This is a genomic window from bacterium (assembly GCA_021108215.1).
In the GTDB taxonomy this organism is placed as follows: domain Bacteria; phylum Oederibacteriota; class JAAXVQ01; order JAAXVQ01; family JAUVAV01; genus JAIORK01.
This window is the reverse complement of sequence record JAIORK010000018.1, coordinates 42,687-67,465: the sequence shown is the minus strand read 5'-3', so window position 1 is coordinate 67,465 and position 24,779 is coordinate 42,687. Positions and strand designations below refer to the sequence as shown.

Below are 24,779 nucleotides of genomic sequence, written 5' to 3'. Positions count from 1 at the left end.
TTTTTTCTATGGAGAACGAAGGTCAAAAGCAGTATCCAATATTGATCGAAGAAGAAATGAAAAATTCTTATCTCGATTATTCCATGAGCGTTATTGTCGGTCGTGCGCTCCCGGATGTCCGTGATGGGCTTAAACCTGTTCATCGCCGTATTTTGTACGGGATGTATGACATGGGACTGCATCACAGCAAGCCCTATCGTAAATCCGCCAAGATCGTTGGTGAAGTGATGGGTAATTACCATCCGCATGGCGATTCTGCAATTTATGAATCTTTGGTACGCATGGCACAGAATTTTAATATGCGTTATATGCTGGTGGATGGGCAGGGTAATTTTGGATCGGTTGATGGAGATCCGGCAGCTGCCATGCGGTATACGGAAGCCCGCTTGGCATCAATTGCCGGGGAAATGTTGGCGGATATTGATAAAGATACGGTTCCTTTTGTACCCAACTATGATGACTCGTTGACCGAACCCGGTTTGCTGCCGGTAAAAATCCCCGCATTGCTCGTCAATGGCACCACCGGCATCGCTGTTGGCATGGCCACAAATATTCCGCCGCACAATTTGAGAGAAGTGATTGATGCGATTATTGCCGTCATTGAAGATCCGGAAATAAAAATTGAGCAGTTGGTTAAAAAACATATTTTTGGTCCGGATTTTCCGACCGGTGCCTATATCCTGGGACGTGACGGAATTATAAGTGCTTTTAAAACCGGCCGGGGATCAATCAAAATGCAAGCCAAGGTCAAGGTTGAACAGTTGAAAAACGGCAAGGAGCGTTTAATTGTCACCGAACTGCCTTACCAGGTAAATAAATCCATGTTAATTGAAAATATTGCTAACCTGGTGCGAAGTAAGAAAATAGATGGTATTACAGATCTGCGTGATGAGTCTGACCGCGACGGCATTCGGATTGTTATTGAAGTCGGGCGAAATGATAATTCCCAGATCGTATTGAACAATCTTTTTAAATATACTTCATTACGTACAAGTTTTGGCGTCAATACCGTTGCGCTGGTGAATCGTCGTCCGCAGCATTTAAATTTAAAAGAAATATTAGAGCATTTTATTGAGCACCGCAAAGAAGTTATTTTTCGGCGTACCCGGTTTGAACTTGATAAAGCAGAGCGCCGCGCTCATATTTTGGAAGGTCTGAAAATTGCGCTTAAATTTTTGGATAAGGTAATTAAAATTATCCGCGCTTCCGCGACGGTTCCGATTGCCAAAGAAGCGTTGATTCATAATTTTAAATTGTCGGATGTTCAGGCACAGGCGATTTTAGATATGCGGCTTCATCAGCTGACCAGTCTGGAAAGCAAAAAAATAGAGGATGAATATCTCGAGCTCCTCAAAACCATCGAACGGTTGCGCTCGATTCTTGCCAGTATTAAAAGGGTTCTCGGGATTGTCGTAGAAGAGCTTGCAGAAATTAAGAAAAAATATGGTGATGATCGGCGCACAGAAATAATTGGCGCACTCCAGGATTTCTCGGTGGAGGACCTGATTGAAGAAGAGGATATGGTTATCACCATATCCCACAAGGGCTATATTAAACGACTGCCGGTATCAACCTACCGCGCCCAACGGCGGGGTGGACGCGGTGTCATGGGCATGGGTTCTAAAGACGGCGATTTTGTGGAGCACCTTTTTGTGGCATCCACACACCATTACATTTTATTTTTCACGAACCAAGGCAGGGTCTATTGGCTTAAGGTTTATGAAATTCCCGAAGCAGCGCGTGCTTCGCGGGGCAAAGCGATTATTAATTTGGTCCGCCTTCAACAGGGAGAATCCGTGGAGGCCATGATCCCGGTAAAAGAGTTCAGCGAAGATCGCTTTTTGGTTATGGCGACGGAAAAAGGCTTGATTAAAAAAACCCGGCTTACGGCGTACGCCAATCCACGCGCCGGCGGAATCATTGCACTAACCCTCACGGAAGGCGATAATCTTATTCAGGTTTTAGAAACATCAGATGAAAATGATGTGGTGCTGGCAACCCGTCTGGGTAAAGCCATCCGGTTTAATGTTTCGAAGATTCGTGAAATCGGACGAACGGGTAAAGGTGTCCGCGGCATCTCGCTTAAACCCAAGGACATTTTGGTGGGAATGCAGATCGTAACAGAAAAACAAAGTTTGTTGACGGTGACCACCAAGGGTTTTGGAAAAAGAACAAAACAAAATGCTTATCGCGCGCAGAGTCGCGGCGGGCAGGGTATGATCAACATCAAGACCACAGAACGAAATGGACAGGTGGTGACCATCATGTCGGTTTCCGATCAGGATGAATTGATGATGATTGCCTCCAACGGAACATTGATTCGCACCCCGTTAAAGCATATTAACATGGTGGGGCGCAATGCCCAGGGTGTGCGTGTCATCAAAATGTCTCAAAATGATTACGTCAGTGCTGTGGCGAGAATTGCGATTAAAGAAGAAGCATAGACGTTGTTGGGTGGAAGTCATGTCGCTGACACCACTCACAGGATGACGCAGTACAGGATGATCCGCGCAGCTTTTTTGATCTGTTCGAAACCGCATAAGGCGGGGACAAAAAAAACAACGAAGCAGGGCAAATCGGCAACGGTTTGCCCGGGGAGCGTGCAACATGAAATTTAGGGCGTGGTTTGGTTCCAGCCTGGTGTTGATGCTTGCGCTTTCAGGCACCGTGGTCTTGTTTCACTATTGGGATCAGATGAAGGTCCAGTCAGTTCAAATGCTGCAAGACCGTCTTAATCATATGGAATTGCAGCGCTTTGAGGAAGAGAAAGGCACTTTGGTGATACAAAGCGGCCGTCAGACTGTGGAACGCTTTAATGTCATGGTTAACCGCCATCGTACCGGGCTGGAAAAAATCGCGGATACACGGGGTTTTCGCAGACCGCACACCCGACCGGGAGATCGCAGCCGGAAAAAACAGATTTTTAAGCAAACCGCGCTGAAGCAGAAAAGCTGGCACGCCTCGTTGATTACCGATCAAAACGGAAAGGTGTTGGCCTGGACCGGCAAAGAAAAACCGCCGACATCAATCGCGCCGACACCCGCCTATCAAGAAGCTTCCAAACAAAGAGTGACCGCGATTCGCATTCTTTCAAAAGACAAGACCTTTTCTGTTTTGCAGATTACAACGCCGTGTTTAAACGGGAGCGGAGCTTATTTGGGCGTTTTACAAGTAGAAATTTCACTTGGTTTGAATGTTTTGCGTAAGTTGGTTGGTAAAAACGGTTTTACGGTACTGCTTACCACTGAGGGCGGGCGCCGTCTGACGCCCGGGCCGAGAGCTGAATTTCCTCAGACGCTGGGCGAGCTGCTCAAGCAAGAACCCAAGGCGATGAAGAATATGATGCGCAAGCCAAGCGCCGGTTATCTTAAGGCGGATTGGAAAAAGAACCGCTATTTGATGACATATCTGCCTACAGTGATTCCAAAGGTGTATGCGGTTACTTTATTAGAAGTGCCGGGATTGGATCGGGTGGTAGGCCCGAATTTTGCCAATGAATCTATGTTTCGCGATCCGGTTGTTTTGGGTGGATTGGGTTTAATCGCGTTGCTGGGGCTTTTTTTCATGTCCCTGGTGAGCGGAACAGCAGCAGCAGGTGCGAAGAAAATTAATCGTCAACTTATGGAAATTCTTGAGCCCGGCAGCCAGCTTACACCGGTGGATTCTCCGGGAAAAGGTGAATGGGAAAAATTAACGGATCAGATCAATGACCTGATTGAACGGTTGACCGGTCAACCGGTACACGCGCCAACCCCGGAAACAGACACCGCTGATACGGCCGAAATAGAGCGTATCAATCAGGCCCTGATGCAGGCACGCTCTGAACTGGACGAACTACGCCAGCAATACGATCAGACCATGGTGGTGAATCAGGATTACAGCCAGCAGATCGAATCGCTCCAGCAGCACAACCAAGAATTGAGCGCAGCCGGTGAACAGGCCGGGGAAGCCGAGGTGTCTTCGGCAGGCTCGGACACATCACAAATAGACGGCTTATTGGAAAAAATTAGAGCAGATGGCGCACTGCGTATTGACGCAATTATCAGTATGTCTGAGGACTTCAAGGCCACGTTGACTGTGATTAAAAATTATATTTCCTCAATCTTGTCTTCGGAAGATGGAAAAATTACAGATGCCCAACAGGAGTTTTTGGGTGTGGTCATTAATAAAAGCGCACGTTTGGAAAGACAGATTACGGATTTGCTGGACATCTCACATATGGAGAGTGGTGTGACTCAGCTATATCCCTCCAAGACGGATCTGGTTTCCATGCTCCAGGATGTGGTGCTTAATAGCCAGCCGCAGGCAGACACCAAACAGATTAAAATTATTCAGGAAATTCAGTCACCGCTTCCTCAGGTTATGATCGATAGCGATCGCCTGGGCCAGGTATTCATCAATCTGGTGCAACATGCCATCAAGATTACTGCGGTTGGCGGTGAGATTCAAATAACCGCACTGGAGACTCTAAGCGATATGGTGGTCAAGATTCGTGACGGCGGCACATCTTTGAGCGACGCACAAAGCGAGCAGGTGTTTGGGATTTTCCACGGGAGCGATTCTGAAGCGGGTTTGGATATTTCCGGAACCGGTTTGCGTTTTTCAATAATAAAAAAGATACTGGATGCACATGACGGCAGTATTGAACACCGGGGGTTGCCGGATCAGGGCAACGAAATTATTGTATCTTTTAAAAAGACGGAAGGGCTTATGGCGGAAGAAACACCCGCAGAACCTGCGGATGCAACGATGTTTGTAAATCATCAGCATGAGGTTAAGCCCGATTCGGAAGAAACCGGCGGCACAAACGCCCCGGAGACGGAGGAAGTCTCGGAAGAGTCACCGTATGATTTAACCTCGTTTATGGGGAAATTGGATGAATTTGATTCTCAGCCGGCGGCGGAGCCTGCCGCTGAGACGGCGGGAACAGCTCCGGAACCCTCAATACCGGGTGGTGACGAAGATTTAAATAAGTTGTTGAGTGATATTGAAAGTATTGACGAGAACACCTGATGCTGCTGTGAACGGTATTACTCGATTGTTTTTTCAATAGGCCCGGGTTCGGGCAACGGCGGGAGTAATTGACCCCAACCGGAAGCATCCACTTCAACGCGGGTTCCCCATTTTTTCGAGTATTCCTGCAATGCATTGAAAATTTTTGTTCCTTGCTTACCGGGTAGCGGCGTGGGGATAAAAGCGGTGGCGGTATTGTTCACATTTAAAGGCATTGCCCATGCCGCAAGGCGTCCGCAGTCTAAATCCATTTCCACTTTAATCAAGGCACTTTCCACCGCGCGCTTACTGCGTCCGCCGCCAAAGGCCAGGTTGCCGAGGGAATAAAGAATCAAGCCCTGTTGATACCACTCCACACCTTGCAGGACATGGGGATGCGAGCCGACAACCACATGGGCACCGGCATCAATCGCAGCTCTGCCAAATTGTTTCTGATAACTTTTTGGAAAATGTTTTAGCTCACCCCCCCAGTGAAAACAGACCACCACCCAATCTGCCGCATGTGCAGCCAGCCGGACATCCTTCGCAACCTGCGGAAGACGGGCAAAAGCAGTTCCCGGGCGGGAGGTCGATGCCCAGAAGTCAGCGGGATAGGTCAGGGAATAGGATAAAATAGCGACCCGAACCTGATTGGCCAAGGTAAGTATGGCCGGTCTGCGCGCGTCAGCCAGAGTTTTACCTGCACCGGCATAGGCGACGCCGGCAGCATCCAAGGCAGCCAGCGTATCTTCCAGCGCCTCTGCACCATAATCCATAATATGATTGTTTCCCAAGCAGACGGCATTAATACCCGCATCACGCAAGGCCGGGGCATTTTGTGGATTCGCGCGAAAGGTGAATTTTTTTGGGGTATACCGTTTTCCACGGTTAGACAGAGGACATTCCAGATTGACCAGCCCAATTTGAGCAGCCTTAAAAAGAGGGGCAATTTTTTCATAGGGATAAGCATATCCCGATTTCTTGAGATAGGGATCAAGAAAACAGCCGGGCAGGACATCTCCGCCGGCAATCATGGTTACATGCCGGCAGGGGACCGAGATAGTCTGGGAGCGCACAATTTTGATTCGGATCGGCAAAGAAAATTGCGATTCGATTTTGGGACTGACAGAAGCGCAATGGCTTAGCAGCAGCAGAACAGGTAAAAAACCGGTAGAAATGAAAAAAGTTTTGGTTGCTCGAAACATAGCGGTATTGTATCGCAAAAAGGAGCGCGACCAAAGCAGAAAGTAATCTCTCCGCAAGGCTTCATCCCGGACGGGATGAATAGAACATTGACGCCTTGCAATGGGGGTGTTAAACTTTGAAATGCGGTTCATGTAAGAAAGCCTGTCAAAGGACAGCATGATCACGATCCGGAGTACGCGATGAAAAAACGATATTTGTTGGTTTGTAGTCTTCTGATAATTGTCTTTTCAGGCACTTTTTTTATACACAGTACGGTCACGGCCCAGGAGGAAGACTGGGAAACCTTGAGCAATGAGGAGACCTTTGCGGTAACCGAGGAAGACCGTAAGGCGGCAAAAAAATATTTTTCGCAGGGCAAGAAATTTCATATGGATCAGAGCTATCCCGATGCGATCAATGCTTATGAAAAAGCGCTGGAACGTGATCCGGAGTTGAGCAAAGCCCGGCGTGCGCTTGCGTGGGCCAAGCGGGATCAGCGCCGGAAAAATGAATCTCAGGAAGCCAGCGAATATTCTTTGGATGCGCTGGTCCGGGAAACCAAGGGTCATTACAAACGCGGCCGACGGTATGAGCGGGAAAACAAACCCTTAGAAGCGGCAGCCGCCTACAAAGATGCCATTCGTTTAATTCCCGGATATCCGGAAGCCAAAGAAGGTCTGCGGCGCGTCCAGTCCCGGGCGCAACGAAATCTGGCGCCCTTACCTTATTCCGCGACATCCGCGAGCGGTAAAGCACCGCAGGCACACATGCCGTTGGATATGAGTTCGAATACGGGAACACTTAAGGATATGAAAATTCGGGCCAAAGCATCGCAACTTCGCCGACCGAGTGCTGACGAGAAGAAGACCATTACCAAACCGCGTGCGGCAGCTTCCTATAAAATTTCCAGTCCGCGTTCCAAGCGTAGAACCAAAGAGCAAAAATCAATCCGTGGCGCAATCCGGAAGCATTACCTTATCGGGGCGCAGGCATTGAACCGGGGGGATTATGCACTGGCGATCAAGGAATTTGATTTGATCCTTGAGTTTGACCCGCAGCACCGGGATGCCCAGTACAAGTTAAACCAGTCCAAGAAGAAGCAGGCACTGGAGATTAAGACCGCCAAACGGAAGGCGGAAATGGCTAAGTCCAAAGGCGATACCATGGGTGCCTTGACCGCGTTGCGCGATATTGTCAACATTGATCCCAACAATGCTGAAGCCATGGAGACCTGGGAGCGCACCAAGCGGGAGAACAAGGGCATCATTAACGAGATCTACCGCAAAGGTGTGAAAGCCTATGCCAAAGGTGATTATCAAACAGCGCTGCAAGCTTGGGAATTGGTGCTGGATATTGATCCCAAGTATGCCAAAGCCCAGGAATCAATTAATAAAGTACGTGATAAAATGGAGCTGATTAAATAAGTTTGTAATCGAAAAGGGCCGGAATGAATCGGGACGAATTTTCAGGCTTGTTTTAATAGCAAAAGCAGAATATATTTAACGCTGCTAATCACCTACTTTATTCTTTCTATACCAACTTCATACACAGTTAAATAATACAGGAGGGCGGACATGAATAAAAAAATTATTCTGTTTCTGTCAATTTTCAGTATCGCTCTGATGGGGAGCAGCTGCCCGGAAAATCCGACTGAACCGGAAGACCCGGTCCCTACGGCTACAGCGGAAGCTGCAGCGACCAGCACACCCGTGCCGGGCACGCCGCCTCCCACCACACCCACGTTTACCCCGACCCCGACCCCGTTTGATTATCAAAATTTTGAAATAAGCAACGGAACCCCCGGAGATTATTTTTGGGATGGAATGCCCTCATCTGCTCCGGCTTTTGTCGGGTTACCGTTTGTCCATACCGGAACCCGCGGACTCGAGATAAATCCGCCGGGAGCTGCCGGTGGGGCAGTGGCGGTCAATCCGCAATCAGTCGGGAATATCGATTTATCCAATGCCGACAAAGTCTATGCCTGGATTTATGATACCACAGGGAGTAACACGGTGAATTTGCTTATTTGGGATAACAATGAAGGTTCTGCTATGGTGCAGTCTACCGATGATGGCGTGTATACCACCACAACCCCAAACCAATGGACGTTAATTTCCTGGCCGCTGTCCTCTGCGGCGTTCCTCACGCTTTCCGAAATCATGTATGTTGAAGTTATTGTTCGTACACAAGGAACCGTCTATATTGATGATATAACTTATTATTAAGTGCGGTCGGCATTTTTTTGGAAAAGGCAAGGCCGGTTGGTTGAAGAAAAATGGAATCCGGAAGGAATAATCATGGTGAAGCGTATGTTACAAATAGGACTTAGCGTGATGTTTTTGATAGGAACAACGGCATTATCCGGCTGGGCGCTCTATTACACGGTGACGAATACCAATGACAGCGGGGCGGGTTCTTTGCGCCAGGCCATCCTGGATGCTGATGCGCCGGGATCGGACAATATCACTTTCAACCTCGGTAATACTTACACTGCCATTACCATTTCAAGCAGCTTGGTCGTGACCGGGAGTAATTTATTTTTAGGCGAGTCGACAGATACTGATAAAGTCGTCATCGACACGAACGGCGCCAGCTTTACGGCCTTGATTATAAACGGCGGTACGGTGGTGGTCCAAAATCTCGCGTTTATCCGCACCTCCCCGACCATGGGAGGTGCGGGAATTGAAATTAATGGCTATTCGGTGAGAGTAATCAAGTGCCGCATTGGCACCGATTGGGATGATACAACCGGTGTGGGTTTTTCCAGAGGCATCGGTGTATATGGAAGCGCCGGGACTCCGGTCAGCTATGCAGGGATTGGCTATCGTTTCGGATCAGACGGTGAAGGCTGCGTCATCAGTGGAAACGGTTTGGCGATTTACGCCATCTACACCTACCAATTGAGGATACAGAGCAATATTATCGGCCTGAACAGCGCCGGTGATACGACGATGGTGAGCACCTCCGGGATTAGGCTGTCAAATGGAAGTGTACAGGCCAGGATCGGCGGGAGTTCATGGCCTCGGTCGCGAAATCTCATTTGTGGCACTACTAGGGGCATCAGCATCGAAGGCGCTGATTCTTTCGGCAATTCCATTAATGCAGTGTGGATGAACTTGTACGCGGACGGAACCCCGGCTAACAATTTCGGTATTGACATTTTAGTGGAGGACGGAGCAAACGGAAATTTTATAGGCACGTCAGGCAGTTCGGGTATTGCAGGTAATTTTATTTATGGCGCTTATATTGCTATTTCCGACACAGCAGCCAACAATGCCATCTACGGCAATACCCTGACCGCCACGGGCCCGGGCGCGGAAGTGATTATGGTCATGCCCACGGCCAATGACGGCCAAGTCCCGCCGGTGATTACCTCAGCCAATCCCGGGCTGATTCAGGGTACGGATTTGACTCTGGACACGATTGAGGTTTTTATTTCCGACCGGGGAGTAGGCGAACAAGGCGGCGCTTTGTCCTATGTCGGTTCAGCCACAGCGAGCAGTGGCACCTGGAGTTTCACGCCCTCGGGCTTGGTGGGCGGGGAAGTGATTACCGCTATTTCCACAGACCCAGATAACAACAGCTCGGAGTTTGCAATCAACGTGTTGGTGGAGCCGCCCACGCCCACTTCCACGGTGACACCGAGCTTTACAGCCACGCAGACGCAGACACCCACCATGACACCGAGTTTTACCGTAACACCGACACAGACGCCGACATTGACACCTTCAGCCACAGTGACACACACGCCTACGATTAGCGTCACGTATACCAGTACGCCGGTCGTGACAAGCACCCCTTCGGTGACGACCACTTTCACGGTGACGACTACTTCCACGGTGACCCAAACATCGACCATAACCATGACGCCGGATAATCCACTGTTGAACATAGATCTGGGCGGCAAGACTGTGCTGGCCTATCCCAGTCCGGCCAAGGAGCAGGTTTTGTTTCTCTTCCACTTATCCCAGGAGACGCAAGTGGAGATTCATGTGTACAATTTAATTGGTGAGCGGGTGGTATCCTTGCGTGAACACTATCCGGCAGGCCGGGGCCGGACCTTGACCTGGGACTGTGCAGACGCGGCACCGGGCGTGTATTTGGCGCGTGTGTTTATGGATGGCAGGGAAGTCCAGAAACTCAAGATAGCGATTGTGAAATGAAAAGAACCACGGGTTTTTGCGGGAAAGCATCCGGGTCAATTTAAACCCGCGTTATTTGGAAGGATGTGTGCGGCTGTCAAGCGCTTCCCAATGCACGTAGGCCTCGTCAAGCTCGGTTTCAATTGTTTTGAGACGAGACTCGGTATTCGCAACAAATCCCGGTTGCCTGCACTTCTCAAAATCGGCTAATTGCTGATGCAGCGCTTCCTGCTCTTTTTCCAAAGCATCAATCAGCCCGGGGAGTGCGTTTAACGCCTGGGTTTCTTTGTACGATAATTTTTTAATCACTTTTTCGGGAGCCGGTGAAGCTGTTTTGGGTGGTTGCACCGCAGGTTCCGGCAAGACAGCGCCGGTCCGTTTAGCCAGCTGCTGTTTCCAGTCATCGTAGCCGCCAATATATTCATTCACGGTAAAATCACTTTCAAAGATCAAGGCTGCGCTCACAACATTGTTTAAAAAATCACGATCATGGCTTACCACAATCAGCGTCCCTTTGTAATCAGCAAGAACATCTTCTAATAATTCCAACGTCTCGGTATCCAGATCATTGGTCGGTTCATCAAAAATGAGCAGGTTGGACGGCTGGGTAAATAAGCGGGCCAGCAGCAGCCGGTATTTTTCACCGCCGGAAAGTTGCCTGACCGGGGTTCGTGCACGTTCGGAGGTAAACAAAAAATCCTGGAGATAACCAATAATATGGCGGGAGTGACCATTGATCGTAACCCGGTCGCCGCCGGAGGGTATAATATTTTCCCAGACCGTTTTATCCGGATGGATACCCTGACGAAGCTGGTCAAAATAAATCGGCAGTACCTGGGAGCCCAGATTCACGTGACCTTGTTGCGGCGCTAATTTGCCTAATAGTAAAGTTAAAAGCGTGGTTTTTCCACAGCCATTGGGACCGATGATGCCGATACGATCACCGCGTGTCAGGGTAAATGAAAAGTCCCGGATCAGCGGTGTTTGGCCATAAGAAAAAGAAACCCGTTTGGCCTGCATGACCTGATCGCCTGATCTGGCCGCAGCGCTAATACTCATCGAGACCTTGCCGATCCGGTCGCGCCGTTGGCGTCTTTCCTCGCGCATTTTTTTAAGTGCTCTGACCCGGCCTTCATTGCGGGTACGCCGGGCTTTGATGCCCTGGCGAATCCAGACTTCCTCCTGGGCCAGCTTTTTATCAAACCGGGTCCACTCTTTTTCTTCATTGTCTAAAACCGCTTGCTTACGTTCAAGAAAGGTGGGGTAGTCACAGATCCAATCGACAACCCGTGCCCGATCAATCTCAATAATTCGAGTTGCCAACTTCCGGAGCAACCGGCGGTCATGCGTTACAAAAAGAATCGTCAGTTTGGAGGACAGGAGAAAAGTTTCCAACCAGGTGATGGATTCCAGATCAAGATGGTTGGTGGGTTCGTCAAGCAGCAAAACATCGGGCTCCGTGACCAATGTCCGGGCAAGAAAAACCCGCCGCCGCATCCCCCCGGAAAGTCCGGAAAAAATAACCCCCGGATCAATTTGAACCTGGTCGAGAACCCGGTTAATAAGTGTCTCGATTTTCCAGCCATCACGGACAGTAAGGTCATGCTGTAGTTTGTGGAGCAAGTCATCATTTGTCGGATGGGCAAGTTCCCGGTGATATGCGGCCAGCAGTTCACCGGTCGGTCCGGCACCGGTTGCAACCACCTCAAAAGCAGTTCCGATAATGTTTTCCGGGACATCCTGAGCAAGATAGGCCAGTTGCAGTCCCACGGCATAGTTGATCTCACCGGAATCCGGCAAGAGCTGTTTGCTCAGGAGTTTCATCAAGGTGGATTTACCCGTGCCATTGCGCCCTAAAATACAGATACGCTGACCCTTGTGAATATCCAGCGAAAGATCTTCCAAAATAAGCGGGCCGCCAAAAGCGATCCGGACATTGCGTAAACTGATTAAAGACATAAAACAGCCCTTCTCCTGAAAAGTTTCAGCTACTGTAGCATAGGCGCCAAAAGACAACCGCAAAAAAATGAAGACGGGAAATGATTTCCAGCAAGCCGCGACCTGCCGCGATTTTGCTTCAAGTATGCTTTTTTGGGTGGAAAAAAGGCGATGGATTTTATTGAGGGATCGAGGGAACCGGCTGTTCAAACACTGTTTCAGGTTATTTAATTGTTATGTTTTTTAGATACTCGCCGGCTGGTTGCAAAATAATATCATGTGTCCTTGTTTTACGTCTGGTTGTTTTCCCAACGAGCTGCAGACATTCGATCTGATGAAAATTCCGTTTAAAATGCAGCAGATTTTTTGAAAAAGTGTCATCAGCCCACTTTACTTCAATCATCTGCCGGGGTTTTCTTTCTACAGTGACGAGAAAATCAACCTCCCTTTTTTCCTTGTCACGCAGATAGCACAACGATGTCCGCTCGCCGGTTGTCTCTTCATGATAATAAAGCTCACTCAGCAAGGAGCAGGCCACGGCATTTTCCAGTTTGGCCCCGTCACCCCCCATGACGGCACCCGTATCATAAAAATAGTATTTGGAATTTTTTAAAATACTTCTGGCAATATTTTTGTGATAGGGGCGAACCGGAAAAATAACATAAAGATTTTTTAATATTTGAAGCCAATGCTTGACCGTATTCACGGATACCTGAAGATTCGTGGCCAATGATGAATACGAGACAGGCGCGCCGACCCGTTCCCTTAACATATCCACCATGAGTTCAATGCTTTTGATGTCTCTCACTTTTTCCAGATCAATCAAATCTTCCCGCAAGATGACATCCAGATGCTGCTTACGCCAGCGTTTATAAAAAGTACGCTCGCCTTTTAAAAACGGCTCAGGAAATCCGCCGACTTGCATAATGCGTTCCAACGCTTCCTCGGCAGGCATAAATACAGCGGCCTCTTTTATGGAGACAGGGAGCAGCCGGTAGTTAAAATGTCTGCCCGCCAAAGAGTCGCCGCCTTTTCGATAGACATCCATTCGGGCAGAGCCGGTCAAGAGCAGTCCCGGAGGAATTCCTTCCGTATCATACACGCCCTTGATCCATGACTTCCATTTTTTCATTTTATGGATTTCATCCAGAATAATAATGGGTGCGTGACGATCCCACTCCTGATGCATAATGATTTTTCTGTCCGGAGCGGCATCAAAATTGAGATAATCGTATTTCACACCAAGCTGGCGGCTTAGTGTGGTTTTGCCCACCTGCCGCGGTCCGGAGAGCAGGACAATTTTTGATTTGAGATCTTTGAGGATGGCTTTTTCCAGTCGCCGTTTCATGTGACTATTTTAAATTAAACTGAAAATTAGTCAAGACTTTTTTAAAGTACACTGCAAAATAGTCAGACAACATGGAGCCCCACGGGCAAGCCCGTGGCACCCCTTTTGACCTTGCGTCGTACTCCAATTTGGCAGGCGACATCCCGCGAAGCGTTATGACGCATTCATCCCCGGGCAAGCCCGGGGTGTTCTGCGGAGCGGGATAAAGAGATAACCATCATCTCTTTTTGGGGCGCAAAGCCTGTTTTTGTGGTGAGACGCATTTTATGCTTGTAGCATTCTTTGCTTTTATGTCTTTGACTATATTCCCAAGGATTTTCCGTGTTTTTTGGCGGTCCTGTGATTTCGTTGTTTGGACAGTATGGAATAGGGTGCCTCGGCGGGGAATAGCCTTGCCGCTTTTTCCACTTGAAATATTCACTGTTCAGACGGCATAATCAATTGCATATACCTATGAGAAAATTCGGCAAAGAAGCGGTGGACGTTTTCTCGTCAACTATGTCCTTCGTATTTACAAATGCAAGAGAAAGGATCTGTCATGAGAATGTTCAAGCTAAAAATAATTTTCTGTTTGCTGGCACTTGCCCATCCGGCCTTGCTGTCCGCTGCACCTATTTATCGTTCCGTCGGTCCCGGCAATACAACCGCGTTGGATACCGGAACAGCGGACAGCAATACCATATCGATTGGCTCGGGTACCGCAACCTTTAACCAGGCCGTGCCGGACAATGTGGGTGTGGGAGATGTCATCCAATACGATACCACCGGCGATACCACGCCGGATGCAATTGTGTTTATTCACGGCAGGACTTCGGATACAGAATATACTGTGCGGGATGCCGCAGGCGCGATACCCGGTGATGCCGGTGCCACGCAGGATTGGTCGATTTTCCGCGCATATATCACGCTTGCCTTATTAAGGAATGGCACAGAGAATACAGGCATTGATGCGGGGTTGGTGAATTTTGATGTTGGTAACCGTAATTTGGTGAGCAATGATGAAAATTTCTATGTTGCTTGTTATAACGATGCCGTGGATACCTCACCGACGACCTGGATGAGTTGGACCTCAGATGCATCACATCGGATTAAGATTTATACACCCTATCTACCCAGTGAAGTCGGTGTTAGCCAGCGTCATCAGGGAAAATGGACAACAAGTGGTTATCGCATTGAGGTAACCGGTAGCAGACCGCTTACTTTGCGGGATGCATATTTTCAAGTTGAAGGTCTTCAACTGTTTTCGAATAATCCAGGTGCAGCAGGCAGGGTAGGTCTATATTTTGATACCAGTGTGGTTGCCTGTGATTTCAAAGCAACCCAATGTATTATCAAAGGTAGTGGTAATGGTTTAATGGGAGATTATTATGGTATTGAATTTAACGCCAACATATCGGGCAATGGCTATATTTGGAATAATATTATATATGCTTTTAATGTTACCAACAGTACATCAGGAGGCGGAATACTTGTCAATGACAGTGGTTATAATGTTTATATTTATAATAACACCATCTATGACTGTAAAGTTGGTGTTGAACAGATGAATGGTATTGTTATAGCGAAAAATAATATTACGCAACTTTGTACAGATGGGTATTCAGGATCTTTTGATGCAAGTTCTACCAGCAATGTTTCAGATATAGCCGGCGATGCGCCGGGGCTTAATCCTCTAACCGGCAGAGCTTATTTTGTAGAAGAAAATGATCCCGGTAATTTAGACTTTCACTTGAATCCATTTGATACACTGGCTAAGGATAATGGTGATGATCTCAGTAGTGATCCCAATTGGCCCTTTAGTGATGATATGGATAGACAGACACGCACAGGCAGCTGGGATGTTGGTGCTGATGAAACAGAAGATGTTTCCACAGCAACACCTACCCTGACCTGGACACCAACATCCACGATCACTGCAAGTATGACACCCAGTTCTACGATCACACCAACGCCTACCATAACACCGAGTGCTACTGAAACCGTCATTGCGTCTGCGACATCAACATCAACCATCACCCCAACGGTGACCATCAGTCTAACCTTCACGATTACAGTGACCCGGACACCCACCATGATTGAAAATGTTTTGGCGGATGTGGATCTCAACTGGAAAAATGCTCTGGCCTATCCCAACCCGGCGACAGATGAAGTGCGCTTTCTGATGCACCTCAAAAAAGCCGCACCTATCCAGATTGATCTGTACAACATCACCGGAGAGCGGATTGCCAGTTTGAAAGAAAATTTTTTGGCGGGGAACGGGCAGGTTGTGATCTGGCAGTGCGCCGATGTCGCACCGGGCCTCTACATCGCTAAGATTATGATTGATGGTGAGGTGAGAGAAATTCTAAAGGTAGTTGTCAGGTAGGGGAAAATATATATATTTGTCAATCGTACGGGCAAACCTATGTGTTTGCCCGTCGTCAGGATATGTTTGCCCAATGATTTTGGAACAGAAAGAGTTCGGAAGGAGAGCAAATGGTGATTTTGCGAAAAATCAGTTTCGTCGCGATCGCTTTGATGATGATCCTGGGGCTTAATTATCTGATCAATGAAACAACTTTTTTATATAAAGAACCGCAGCGGTATGAAGGGACCCCGGTTCAGGAATGGTTGTCCCCCAAAGTAAGTCCAATTGCAATCAAGAACAATCATGGTAAAGCGATTCTTTTTTTACATAGTTTTGGATCATCCCCCAATGATTTTCGCGCCTATGCTGATTATTTTTCCAAAGAATTTGATGTCTTTGTACCCTTGCTGGCTGGTCACGGAGGAACAGAAGACAGGTTTAAAAATTCTTATTACACACAGTGGTTTAAAAAAAGCGAGGATGAATTAACCACATTATTGACGCAATACGAAGAAATTACAGTTATTGGTTTGTCTTTGGGAGGGTTATTGACATTGGATCTGGCAAGTGCGTATGCAGACAATGACAAGATAAAAGCGCTGGTTTGTATCGCTGCGCCGGTATTTCTAAATAATCTGTTTGAAATCGGGTTACTGCATGATTGGCGGGCGTATCTTACCAGAGTTATATCATGGTTCGTGGATGAGCTGGAAGCGGTTGTGCCTGAGAATCGTGATGGCGCAGACAGAATCGGCTTTGAAGGAAAGCATTTTATGAAGCAGATACACAGCATGAAACTAGGCATGAAAAAAGTTAAAGCCAAATTATCCCTGATTAAAAAACCGATTTTATTAATCCACTCAAAAGGGGATAAATCAGCACCTTTTGAAAATCTCAATTACATCAAGCAGCATGTGTCATCCTCACAGGTGGAAGATATGATTTTGGATTTGAGAAAGTGGGATCATGACAGGCATCTGCTGACACTGTACCAAACGACCCGGGAGCCGGTTCGTAATAGGCTAGAGCTATTTCTCAATTATCAAACAGAGCATGATAGCGGCACGGGCGAGGTGCCCGAACCCAAAGGTATGGGGATAGAATAAACTAGCAGGGTGTCCTGGGAAGACAATAGAAGGCCGGGTGACGTTATTTGAACATTTGAACTCGGCACCAATTAAAAAAACCGTTTACACAAATAACATCTATATGTTATATTTGATTCACAAATAACAACTTGATGTTATTTGTGAAAGAGGTTGAAAATGCTATTTTCCCGGGAATTGAAGCTTGATCAAATAGAAACTTCTTTATTTCTGTTTGGGCCCCGCATGACAGGCAAAACAACTTTATTGAAAAAGTTGAAAGCAGATGCGTATATTGATCTGCTTGATCCTGACTTGGAACTCCAGTATAAAACCAATCCAAAAGATTTCTGGAATGAACTGAGTGCTCTGCCAAAGGGTTCATTAATCATTGTTGATGAAATTCAGAAAGCGCCGGTTCTATTAAATTATGTCCAAAAAGCAATTGATAGCCTAGGTCACTGCTTTATCCTCTCCGGATCAAGTGCGCGTAAATTAAAACGCGGTGGTGCCAATTTACTGGGTGGGCGAGCACTGGACATGAAATTACATCCACTATCCAGCAGTGAAATGAAAAGCCATTTTAATATAAAGCAGGCACTTGCTTTTGGCACATTGCCCAAAATATCAGGATTCTTAATAGAAAACAAAACAAAGCTGGTCAAAGAACATTTAAAAAGTTATATCACGACTTATATACGTGAAGAAATTCAGGCGGAAGCACTCACACGAAATGCCGGAGCATTTAATCGGTTTCTTTCAGTTGCAGCACAAAGCAATGGCCAGGTGATAGAATTTGCAAATATATCCCGAGAGTGTTCCGTACCGATGAGCACAGTCAAAGAGTATTTTCAAATTCTTGAGGATACATTAATTGGATTCTACCTATGGCCCTGGAATCACAGTGAAAGAAAAAAAGCACGACCCAAGTTTTATTTCTTTGATACAGGCGTTGTACGGGCGATTCAAAACCGCCTTTCTGATCCAATAACACCAACAGAACTTGGTTTTATTTATGAAACGTGGTTTATCAATGAATTGATAAAAATACGGAACTATGCAGGATTGGAGCACCAGTTTTCATTTTGGCGTAATCGTGATCAGGAAATTGATATCATGGTCTCATCCGGCAGGGGACCCATTTTGGCGATTGAATTAAAATCAGGTAAAAGTGAGATCCAACAGTCCGCAGTCCGTCAATTCAAGAAACAATTTCCAAAAGTCAGGCTGGTCGTTGCGTCATTATCAGATAGTCGCAGGAAGAAAGCGGGAGACATCGATGTGTTGCCCTGGAAACAAGCGTTGGAATATTACCGAACAGGAAATATGTAGTATTCAAAAAATATTGGCGTAGGAAAATGATTTCAGCGCCAAGCAACAAATATCAGTGGGTGAATGGGTGAGGGCTTTAACCTGGCTCCAGCCCCGAGTATACTCTATCCAGTCAGGAGACAGATTAAGTTGAAGAATTGAAAAAGGGAAATAAATAATGCAATAAAATACGCTTGCCAGAGTCTAAAAATATAGCAAATAACTTGCAGAGGATTAAAATATGACAAAATATAATTCAGAAATATTTCTTGGCTTAGTTGCACCTGTAGGAGTGGACTTGGATTATATATGTACATTACTCAAGGATTACTTAAATAAATATGGATATAAAACACATTTAATTAAATTAAGCCAGCTTATTCAGAATATTCCGAAGTTTAATCCTAAAATTAGTAAATCGTCAGAATATACTCGGATTAATACAAGCATGACTGCTGGTAATGAAATTCGTCAACAAACAAAACAAGCTGATATTCTTGCAAGATATTCGATAATTAAGATTCAAGAAATCAGGAAAGTTCCACAGCCAAAACAAAACCAAGTCTATATTTTTAAATCACTCAAGCATCCCGAGGAAATTCAATTGCTGAGGACGGTATATGGTAAGGGTTTTTTTCTTATGGGGTTTTCGAGTTCACAAACTGAAAGACTAAAATATTTAGTACACCAAAAAAACATGTCAAATGCAAACGCAAGAAAACTTATAAATAGAGATGAAGAAGAGAAGAATGCTTATGGACAGCATACTCGTGATGCTTTTTATATATCAGATGTTTTTTTTGATGTCGATAAAAAAAACTGGAAAGAAGATGTTAAAAAATTTTTTGATCTAATTTTCGGATATCCCTATTTTACTCCAACGAAAGATGAGTTTGCAATGTTTCTTGCGTTTTCGGCATCATTTAGGTCGGGTGATCTTTCAAGACAAGTGGGGGCGGTAATTACTTCTGGGAATGGTGAAATAATATCTACAGGCTGTAATGATGTGCCCAAAAAAGGCGGAGGACTATATTGGGCAAATGATCAAAATGACAAAAGAGATTATCAATTAGGATATGATTCTAATAAAGAAGAACAAAACAAAATAGCAGACAAAATACTTACAGAATTAAACATGCCAAAAACAGAAGAAGCGAAACTAAAATTGAAAAAGACAGGATTATTTGATATAACTGAGTATGGAAGAGCAGTGCATGCAGAGATGGAAGCACTATTAGCATGTGCTAGAATAGGAGTTAGCTCCTGTGGTGGTACACTATATTCAACAACCTTTCCTTGTCATAACTGTGCAAAACATATTGTTGCTTCGGGTATAAAAAGAGTAGTGTTTATTGAGCCGTATCCAAAAAGTAAAGCTTTGGAGTTGCATGGCGATGCTATCTCATTTGATACTAAATATAAACAAAAGGCAACAAAGGTAGTCTTTCAACCGTTTATTGGAGTTGGACCGCGACGTTTTATTGATTTATTTTCTTTGCAGATGAGTAACGGAATTAGTGTTGTAAGAAAAAAAACTGATAGAAAAATTTCTTGGTGTGAGCGGGACGCTATTTTTAGATTTCCTTTATTGGGTTTTTCATATTTAGAAAAGGAAATTTCTATTGGTGCTGAAATAAAGGGAGGGCTTAGAAATGGATAAAAAAGAAAATGTTTCTTATAAAGCGTTTTGGAAGGTAGCTGCTGCGAATAGTACAACCGTACAAAAATGGCCAGAATGGAAGCAATCTATAAAGATTACATCAACTACAGCAAGTTCAGGTGAGTTTATTAATAAAAAAAGTGGGAAAGTAACGCAAAGTAAGAGCTAAACGGAAGTGGTGGTTTTTGGGGATACCAAATAGGTATGATGTTGCTTCACAGCTTCACCAACTGCGATAGGCTCATCTTCAACGCCTTGGCGATTTTTTCGATATTCTTCAACGTAATATTTTTCTCCGCTCTTTCGAGCATGCCAACATACGTCCTGTGAACATCCGCCAGTTCGGCGAGTTTTTCCTGGGACAAGCCGCGTTTGAGGCGTTCTTTGCGTAGCTTTGCCCCAAATTTTTTGAGGATGGGTGCTTTTTTCATGGATAAAGTAGAAATCACTTGTCGATTAAATCGCGAACCCGGAGTTTTAGTGCTTTCGCAATTTTCGCAGCATTCATCAATGTAACATTTCTCTCTGCACGCTCTATCATACCGATGTAATTTCGATGTAAATCAGCCAGCTCGGCCAATTTCTCTTGAGACAGACCTTTCTTGATCCGTACTTTGCGGACTTTCTCACCGAACTTGATGGATATCTGATCTTTTTTCATGGACAAAGTATGCTCAAAATGATACTTATGATCTACAAACTATAGTGGTTATAATAAAGAAAACTATAGTAGTCACGCAACCACTATCAACATAACACGGAAAGACTCAATTTTATGCCCAATATTCTTATTATCGAAGACGAGAAAAGTTTGCGCTATATTCTCTGCGTGGCTTTGGAAAATGATTACACGGTGAAGACGGCCGGCAATGGGAGGGAAGCATTGGCGGTGCTGGACCGCTGGAAGGCGGATCTGGTGATTACGGATTACGCCATGCCGGGCATGACCGGGATTGAATTGATTGAATATATCGTAGGGAACGGTCGCGACCGTTCCCTACACAAAAACACACCACCGAAAATTATTGTGCTCTCTGCGATGCTGGATGGGGCGCTGGAGAAAAGGGCGTTGGCTGCCGGGGCGGATGTGTGTATGCGCAAGCCGTTTGATCTGGAAACGCTGAGGGCGAAGATCGTAAAGGCATTAAAGGCATAAAAGCAGCTCACCACGGAGATCACGGAGCGCACGGTGAAAGGCAAAATGTAAAGAGGGTAAAGGCAAAAGCATGAAGCGAAAAGGATAAAGTCAAGGACAGGATAGGGCAAAGGCAGAAAAAGAAGAAAGGGCAAAGGCATTAAAACGAAAATAGGGTTAGGATCAAAGGCATAAAAAATAGAATATACGATTGTATTTGTGTTTCCGCCTGTACCCGTTGTTTGGGTATGAACTCCGTAGCGTACCATTTTGTATCTTCATTTTTTGCTTTTACCCTATTTAGCTTTTGATCTTGATTATCTCCGTGCACTCCGCCGGTCCTGCGATTCCTCTGATTTAATATCAAAGAGCAGGGTGTGCTCCGTGGTAGATAGCCCTATGCATCTACATTTTTCAGCCTTTGATCTTATTTACCTCCGCAGTTACTACTTTTTATTATTATATTAATGATGCATGGAATGTGTCTCCCAATGGGTCTAATCTTATAAACCATTTTTTGGAGGGGGATATGATCAATCAAGAACTAACGCAACCAATTATTGACGCTGCCTTTGAAGTACACAAGTGTTTAGGTCCGGGATTATTGGAATCAGCATATGAGCAATGCCTCGCTCACGAACTGGCAAACCGCAATATTTCTTTTTGCACACAAGTTTCATTACCTGTTCGCTATAAAAAAATCATGTTGGATTGTGGGTACCGTATCGATCTTTTTGTACAGGACCAAGTTATTGTTGAGTTGAAAAGTGTAGATACGCTTACGCGCCTACATGAAGCACAGATTTTGACCTACATGAAAATAGCAAACATTCACGTTGGTCTACTACTTAACTTCAATTGTGCTTTGCTGAGAAACGGCATAAAGCGTTTTGTGTTATGACAGAAAACTAATAAAGTCATGGTGGATTTGTTTTATGTCTTAACCTGCACAAGTTTTTATCTTTCTCCGTGCGCTCCGTGATCTCCGTGGTGAAATGTTTTAATGACAAAAGAAGGAAAGCTTGCCAATGCCGGAGTCGGAATATTAGATTATCTTCAACATGTCTATTTTTGGAATTACAAGGGGAGTATAATGTCGTTTAATTTCGCGGCGATGGTTTTCGCTTTTTTTTTGTCAATAAATAAGGCGATGAGGTTTTTGATTTTATTACACATTTTTACTAAATCCGCTTTATTTGAAATGGCGGCGTCTAATTCTTTGTTAATGACTTTGGTATAAACCTCATTGATATTATTCCCCAAGATTTCATAGATTACTTCTCTTAGCCTGTTTCTTGTAACCGGCATACGCGAATCAAAGTCGGATTTTTTTTCTGTCATTTCAGGATAAACCCAAATCCTTGATGATTTTCTGAAATAAGTAGATGACGATAATCACGAAAATTGCCCCGAAGAAAAAGATCAGACTTACCACAAGATCTTTACTGCCGGCATTGAGAACCGAGAAAAAGGGGGTCAGTAAATAACCGATCACAAAAGCAGCGATAAGCGCGGTTAAAATATTCCAGGTTGTTTTAACCGTTCCACCGAGAACCTGCTTACGCAATCTCAGGGACAAAATAAAAGCCAGGATAATGACCACAATAGCGGCAAAATTAATATACAGGGCCAGCATAATTTTCGTTCCTTTCGTCTTGGCGGGAATAAAAAAAGACTATACGGATATGTTTATATGCGTATGAACTTTATCACAATAAACAAGTTGATGCTACTGATTATAGTGATGGGGAAGATTCGCAGGTCCCCCAACCGGAAAAGATAATGAAGTAAAGGGACTTCCGCTGGTCGCAAACCCGCCCAAATTAAAAATTTAATCACGCTTGTTTTTTCCATGTTTTTTCTTACCATCCCCGGAAAAATCGTTTAGAATGAGTGCTTTGAATCATGACGCGAAATCGCAGTATGTCTTAGGAGGAGCCTATGCGCAAGCTTGATATAAAAACAGGTTTCATTATCTTATCGGTAGCTTTTCTTCTTCCCCTGGTTGCGGCGGCGTCCTGGGAAAGTTTGGCAGTTGAATTGAATATTGATAATAATGAAAACGCGAATCACCCCGCGATTGCGGTTCCCAGAGGCGATATTGTTGCTGCGGGCAGGACTTTTGCGGCGTTTCAGGAGACCACCGGCGGCAATCAACTGATTTATGTTAAACGCTGGAATGGCGCTGACTGGTGGAATATGGCCGGACATGTGAATTTCCAGAATGATGAGGATGCTTATGCGCCGGATCTCGCAATTGATCCTCACACGGATGTCCCCTATATTTGCTGGTTCGAAACCAGTACTGCAACCACCAAGGTGCGTCTTTCCAAGTGGAATGGCGCTGACTGGCAAGGGAACACGATTTGCAACCGGAGCTATGACAATAACGCAGGTAACGCGAAAATCGTCTTTAATCACCAAATCCCGGCCTGGGGACAAATGACTTGGTTGGAAGACGAGGGTGGCTTGCAGCGGGTGTATGCGCTGCGGTTCAATGGCACGGATCTTTCACATATTAATATGGACGAATCAAGCAATGGGTATTTGAATGTCCAGACCACTACATCTGCTTTTGCGCCCTCCATTACGGTAGGAGAGGATAATTTACCGGTGATTGCCTGGCAGGAAGACACTGCAAATATGGATGTCTATGTGCGTAAATATAGTGGCGTGGACTGGATTTTAGTGGGCGGCCGGGTGGGAACCTTGACAACCACTGATGGCGCCCCCTCAGTTGCAGTGAATAGTAACAATCAGATTTTTGTTGCGTATGTTGAGGACTCTTTGCAACCCAAGATTTTGGTTAAATATTGGAACGAAAGCGACTGGGTACTGCACGGATCAGTGGTGGCCAGTAATAATAATGTCAGATACCCCAAACTGGTGGTGGATGAGACCGACACACTCTTTCTCTCCTATGGACAGGAGTTGGCGAGTATGGGGAATATCTATGTGAAATTTTATAATGGTTCTGATTGGGAATCTCTGGATGACAGCCTGAATATTAATGTGGGCAAAAATGCTATGTTTGCAGATATCGCTGTGTCGGAAAGCGGTCCCTTTGTTACCTGGCATGAGGAGGACAATGGTTCGGGCAACGATTGGGTGCATGTCAAGCACTGGATTGAACCAACACCCGTAGCAACGCCAACGCCGATCGCAACCGCCACGCCGGAAGGTACGCTGACCCCGGCACCGGATCATATTACCGGGGCGGACAGCACCAAGGCGTATCCTTTGCCTGCATCGACACAAGTCAATTTTGTTTATCGCATGACCGATGCCGAGGGTGAGCCCGTTGTCCGGGTCTACAATACCCACTTCCGGCGGGTGGCGGAAATTACCGGCAGCACGACATTGACCGGCGAGGGCACTATCAACTGGGATTGTTCATTGATTGCTCCGGGGGTTTATTTTTACCAGATCACAATTGGCGAGAAAGAGACAGCCATGGAAAAATTTATCATCGCCCGGTAAAAACATAGGGCCACTGATAGACACAGAAAAAATTAACAACTTGAAAGCGTCTCACCACAGAGAGCACGGAGGACACGGAAAAAACCAAAAGGCATATCGGGTAAGATTAAAACCTGAAGAAAAAAATGTTGTTTCTGTCTTTAGGCTTTTACCCTA

The 24,779-nt window shown here is 45.8% G+C and carries 20 protein-coding genes; 13 read left to right on the top strand and 7 right to left on the bottom strand.

Features of this window, described 5'->3' with window-relative positions; genetic code table 11:
- The first annotated feature begins 8 nt into the window (after nucleotides 1-8).
- Nucleotides 9-2,444, top strand: coding sequence for a DNA gyrase subunit A (gene gyrA / locus K8S19_03485; protein ID MCD4812740.1), 2,436 nt, complete (start codon nucleotides 9-11; stop codon nucleotides 2,442-2,444).
- Nucleotides 2,445-2,607: 163 nt separating this feature from the next.
- Complete coding sequence (locus tag K8S19_03480; GenBank protein ID MCD4812739.1) at nucleotides 2,608-5,013, top strand: hypothetical protein; 2,406 nt, start codon at nucleotides 2,608-2,610, stop codon at nucleotides 5,011-5,013.
- A gap of 17 nt (nucleotides 5,014-5,030) precedes the next feature.
- Here K8S19_03480 and K8S19_03475 read toward each other — a convergent pair whose 3' ends face one another.
- The gene (locus K8S19_03475) at nucleotides 5,031-6,329 is read right to left on the bottom strand and encodes a CapA family protein (GenBank protein MCD4812738.1); all 1,299 of its coding nucleotides are present in this window, start codon (nucleotides 6,327-6,329) and stop codon (nucleotides 5,031-5,033) included.
- A gap of 48 nt (nucleotides 6,330-6,377) precedes the next feature.
- On the opposite strand from K8S19_03475, the gene K8S19_03470 reads away from it, so the two are divergent.
- From K8S19_03470 to K8S19_03460, 3 genes are all read left to right on the top strand, one after another.
- Nucleotides 6,378-7,601 (top strand): hypothetical protein, encoded by a 1,224-nt coding sequence (locus tag K8S19_03470; GenBank protein MCD4812737.1) that lies wholly within the window; start codon nucleotides 6,378-6,380, stop codon nucleotides 7,599-7,601.
- 150 nt (nucleotides 7,602-7,751) lie between these two features.
- Entirely contained in the window at nucleotides 7,752-8,402 is a 651-nt protein-coding gene (locus tag K8S19_03465) for a hypothetical protein (protein MCD4812736.1), read from the top strand.
- Nucleotides 8,403-8,474: 72 nt separating this feature from the next.
- Nucleotides 8,475-10,340, top strand: a complete 1,866-nt coding sequence (locus tag K8S19_03460) for a T9SS type A sorting domain-containing protein (protein ID MCD4812735.1) — start codon at nucleotides 8,475-8,477, stop codon at nucleotides 10,338-10,340.
- A gap of 51 nt (nucleotides 10,341-10,391) precedes the next feature.
- On the opposite strand, the gene K8S19_03455 is transcribed toward K8S19_03460, so the two are convergent.
- Nucleotides 10,392-12,278 (bottom strand): ATP-binding cassette domain-containing protein, encoded by a 1,887-nt coding sequence (locus K8S19_03455; GenBank protein MCD4812734.1) that lies wholly within the window; start codon nucleotides 12,276-12,278, stop codon nucleotides 10,392-10,394.
- A 202-nt stretch (nucleotides 12,279-12,480) separates the two neighbouring features.
- Entirely contained in the window at nucleotides 12,481-13,605 is a 1,125-nt protein-coding gene (locus K8S19_03450; protein MCD4812733.1) for an ATP-binding protein, read from the bottom strand.
- A 538-nt stretch (nucleotides 13,606-14,143) separates the two neighbouring features.
- On the opposite strand from K8S19_03450, the gene K8S19_03445 reads away from it, so the two are divergent.
- The 5 genes from K8S19_03445 to K8S19_03425 all read left to right on the top strand — a co-directional run bounded on the left by K8S19_03445 (nucleotide 14,144) and on the right by K8S19_03425 (nucleotide 20,177).
- A complete protein-coding gene (locus K8S19_03445; GenBank protein MCD4812732.1) occupies nucleotides 14,144-15,970 on the top strand; it encodes a T9SS type A sorting domain-containing protein in 1,827 nt (608 codons plus the stop codon).
- A 110-nt stretch (nucleotides 15,971-16,080) separates the two neighbouring features.
- Nucleotides 16,081-17,058: an alpha/beta fold hydrolase gene (locus tag K8S19_03440; GenBank protein ID MCD4812731.1), complete on the top strand. Its 978-nt coding sequence runs from the start codon at nucleotides 16,081-16,083 to the stop codon at nucleotides 17,056-17,058.
- A 159-nt stretch (nucleotides 17,059-17,217) separates the two neighbouring features.
- Nucleotides 17,218-18,369 (top strand): AAA family ATPase, encoded by a 1,152-nt coding sequence (locus K8S19_03435; GenBank protein MCD4812730.1) that lies wholly within the window; start codon nucleotides 17,218-17,220, stop codon nucleotides 18,367-18,369.
- Nucleotides 18,370-18,589: 220 nt separating this feature from the next.
- Nucleotides 18,590-20,008 carry a cytidine deaminase gene (locus K8S19_03430; GenBank protein ID MCD4812729.1) on the top strand — a complete coding sequence of 473 codons (1,419 nt, stop codon included), beginning with the start codon at nucleotides 18,590-18,592 and terminating at the stop codon, nucleotides 20,006-20,008.
- Nucleotides 20,001-20,177: a hypothetical protein gene (locus tag K8S19_03425; GenBank protein ID MCD4812728.1), complete on the top strand. Its 177-nt coding sequence runs from the start codon at nucleotides 20,001-20,003 to the stop codon at nucleotides 20,175-20,177. Before K8S19_03430 ends, K8S19_03425 begins: the two co-directional genes overlap by 8 nt.
- A 46-nt stretch (nucleotides 20,178-20,223) precedes the next feature.
- Here K8S19_03425 and K8S19_03420 read toward each other — a convergent pair whose 3' ends face one another.
- A complete protein-coding gene (locus tag K8S19_03420) occupies nucleotides 20,224-20,439 on the bottom strand; it encodes a helix-turn-helix domain-containing protein (GenBank protein MCD4812727.1) in 216 nt (71 codons plus the stop codon).
- Between the two features lie 14 nt (nucleotides 20,440-20,453).
- Entirely contained in the window at nucleotides 20,454-20,669 is a 216-nt protein-coding gene (locus tag K8S19_03415; GenBank protein ID MCD4812726.1) for a helix-turn-helix domain-containing protein, read from the bottom strand.
- A gap of 114 nt (nucleotides 20,670-20,783) precedes the next feature.
- Here K8S19_03415 and K8S19_03410 point away from each other — a divergent pair, with 114 nt between their 5' ends.
- On the top strand, nucleotides 20,784-21,164 hold the full coding sequence (locus K8S19_03410) for a response regulator (protein MCD4812725.1): 381 nt from the start codon (nucleotides 20,784-20,786) through the stop codon (nucleotides 21,162-21,164).
- A 508-nt stretch (nucleotides 21,165-21,672) separates the two neighbouring features.
- Nucleotides 21,673-22,044 carry a GxxExxY protein gene (locus tag K8S19_03405; protein MCD4812724.1) on the top strand — a complete coding sequence of 124 codons (372 nt, stop codon included), beginning with the start codon at nucleotides 21,673-21,675 and terminating at the stop codon, nucleotides 22,042-22,044.
- Nucleotides 22,045-22,220: 176 nt separating this feature from the next.
- Here K8S19_03405 and K8S19_03400 read toward each other — a convergent pair whose 3' ends face one another.
- Together K8S19_03400 and K8S19_03395 are read right to left on the bottom strand one after the other, a co-directional pair.
- A complete protein-coding gene (locus K8S19_03400; protein MCD4812723.1) occupies nucleotides 22,221-22,484 on the bottom strand; it encodes a hypothetical protein in 264 nt (87 codons plus the stop codon).
- 1 nt (nucleotide 22,485) lies between these two features.
- The gene (locus tag K8S19_03395) at nucleotides 22,486-22,779 is read right to left on the bottom strand and encodes a hypothetical protein (GenBank protein MCD4812722.1); all 294 of its coding nucleotides are present in this window, start codon (nucleotides 22,777-22,779) and stop codon (nucleotides 22,486-22,488) included.
- A 305-nt stretch (nucleotides 22,780-23,084) separates the two neighbouring features.
- Between K8S19_03395 and K8S19_03390 the strand changes: the two genes are divergently transcribed.
- Entirely contained in the window at nucleotides 23,085-24,623 is a 1,539-nt protein-coding gene (locus K8S19_03390) for a hypothetical protein (GenBank protein MCD4812721.1), read from the top strand.
- Nucleotides 24,624-24,779: the final 156 nt, after the last annotated feature.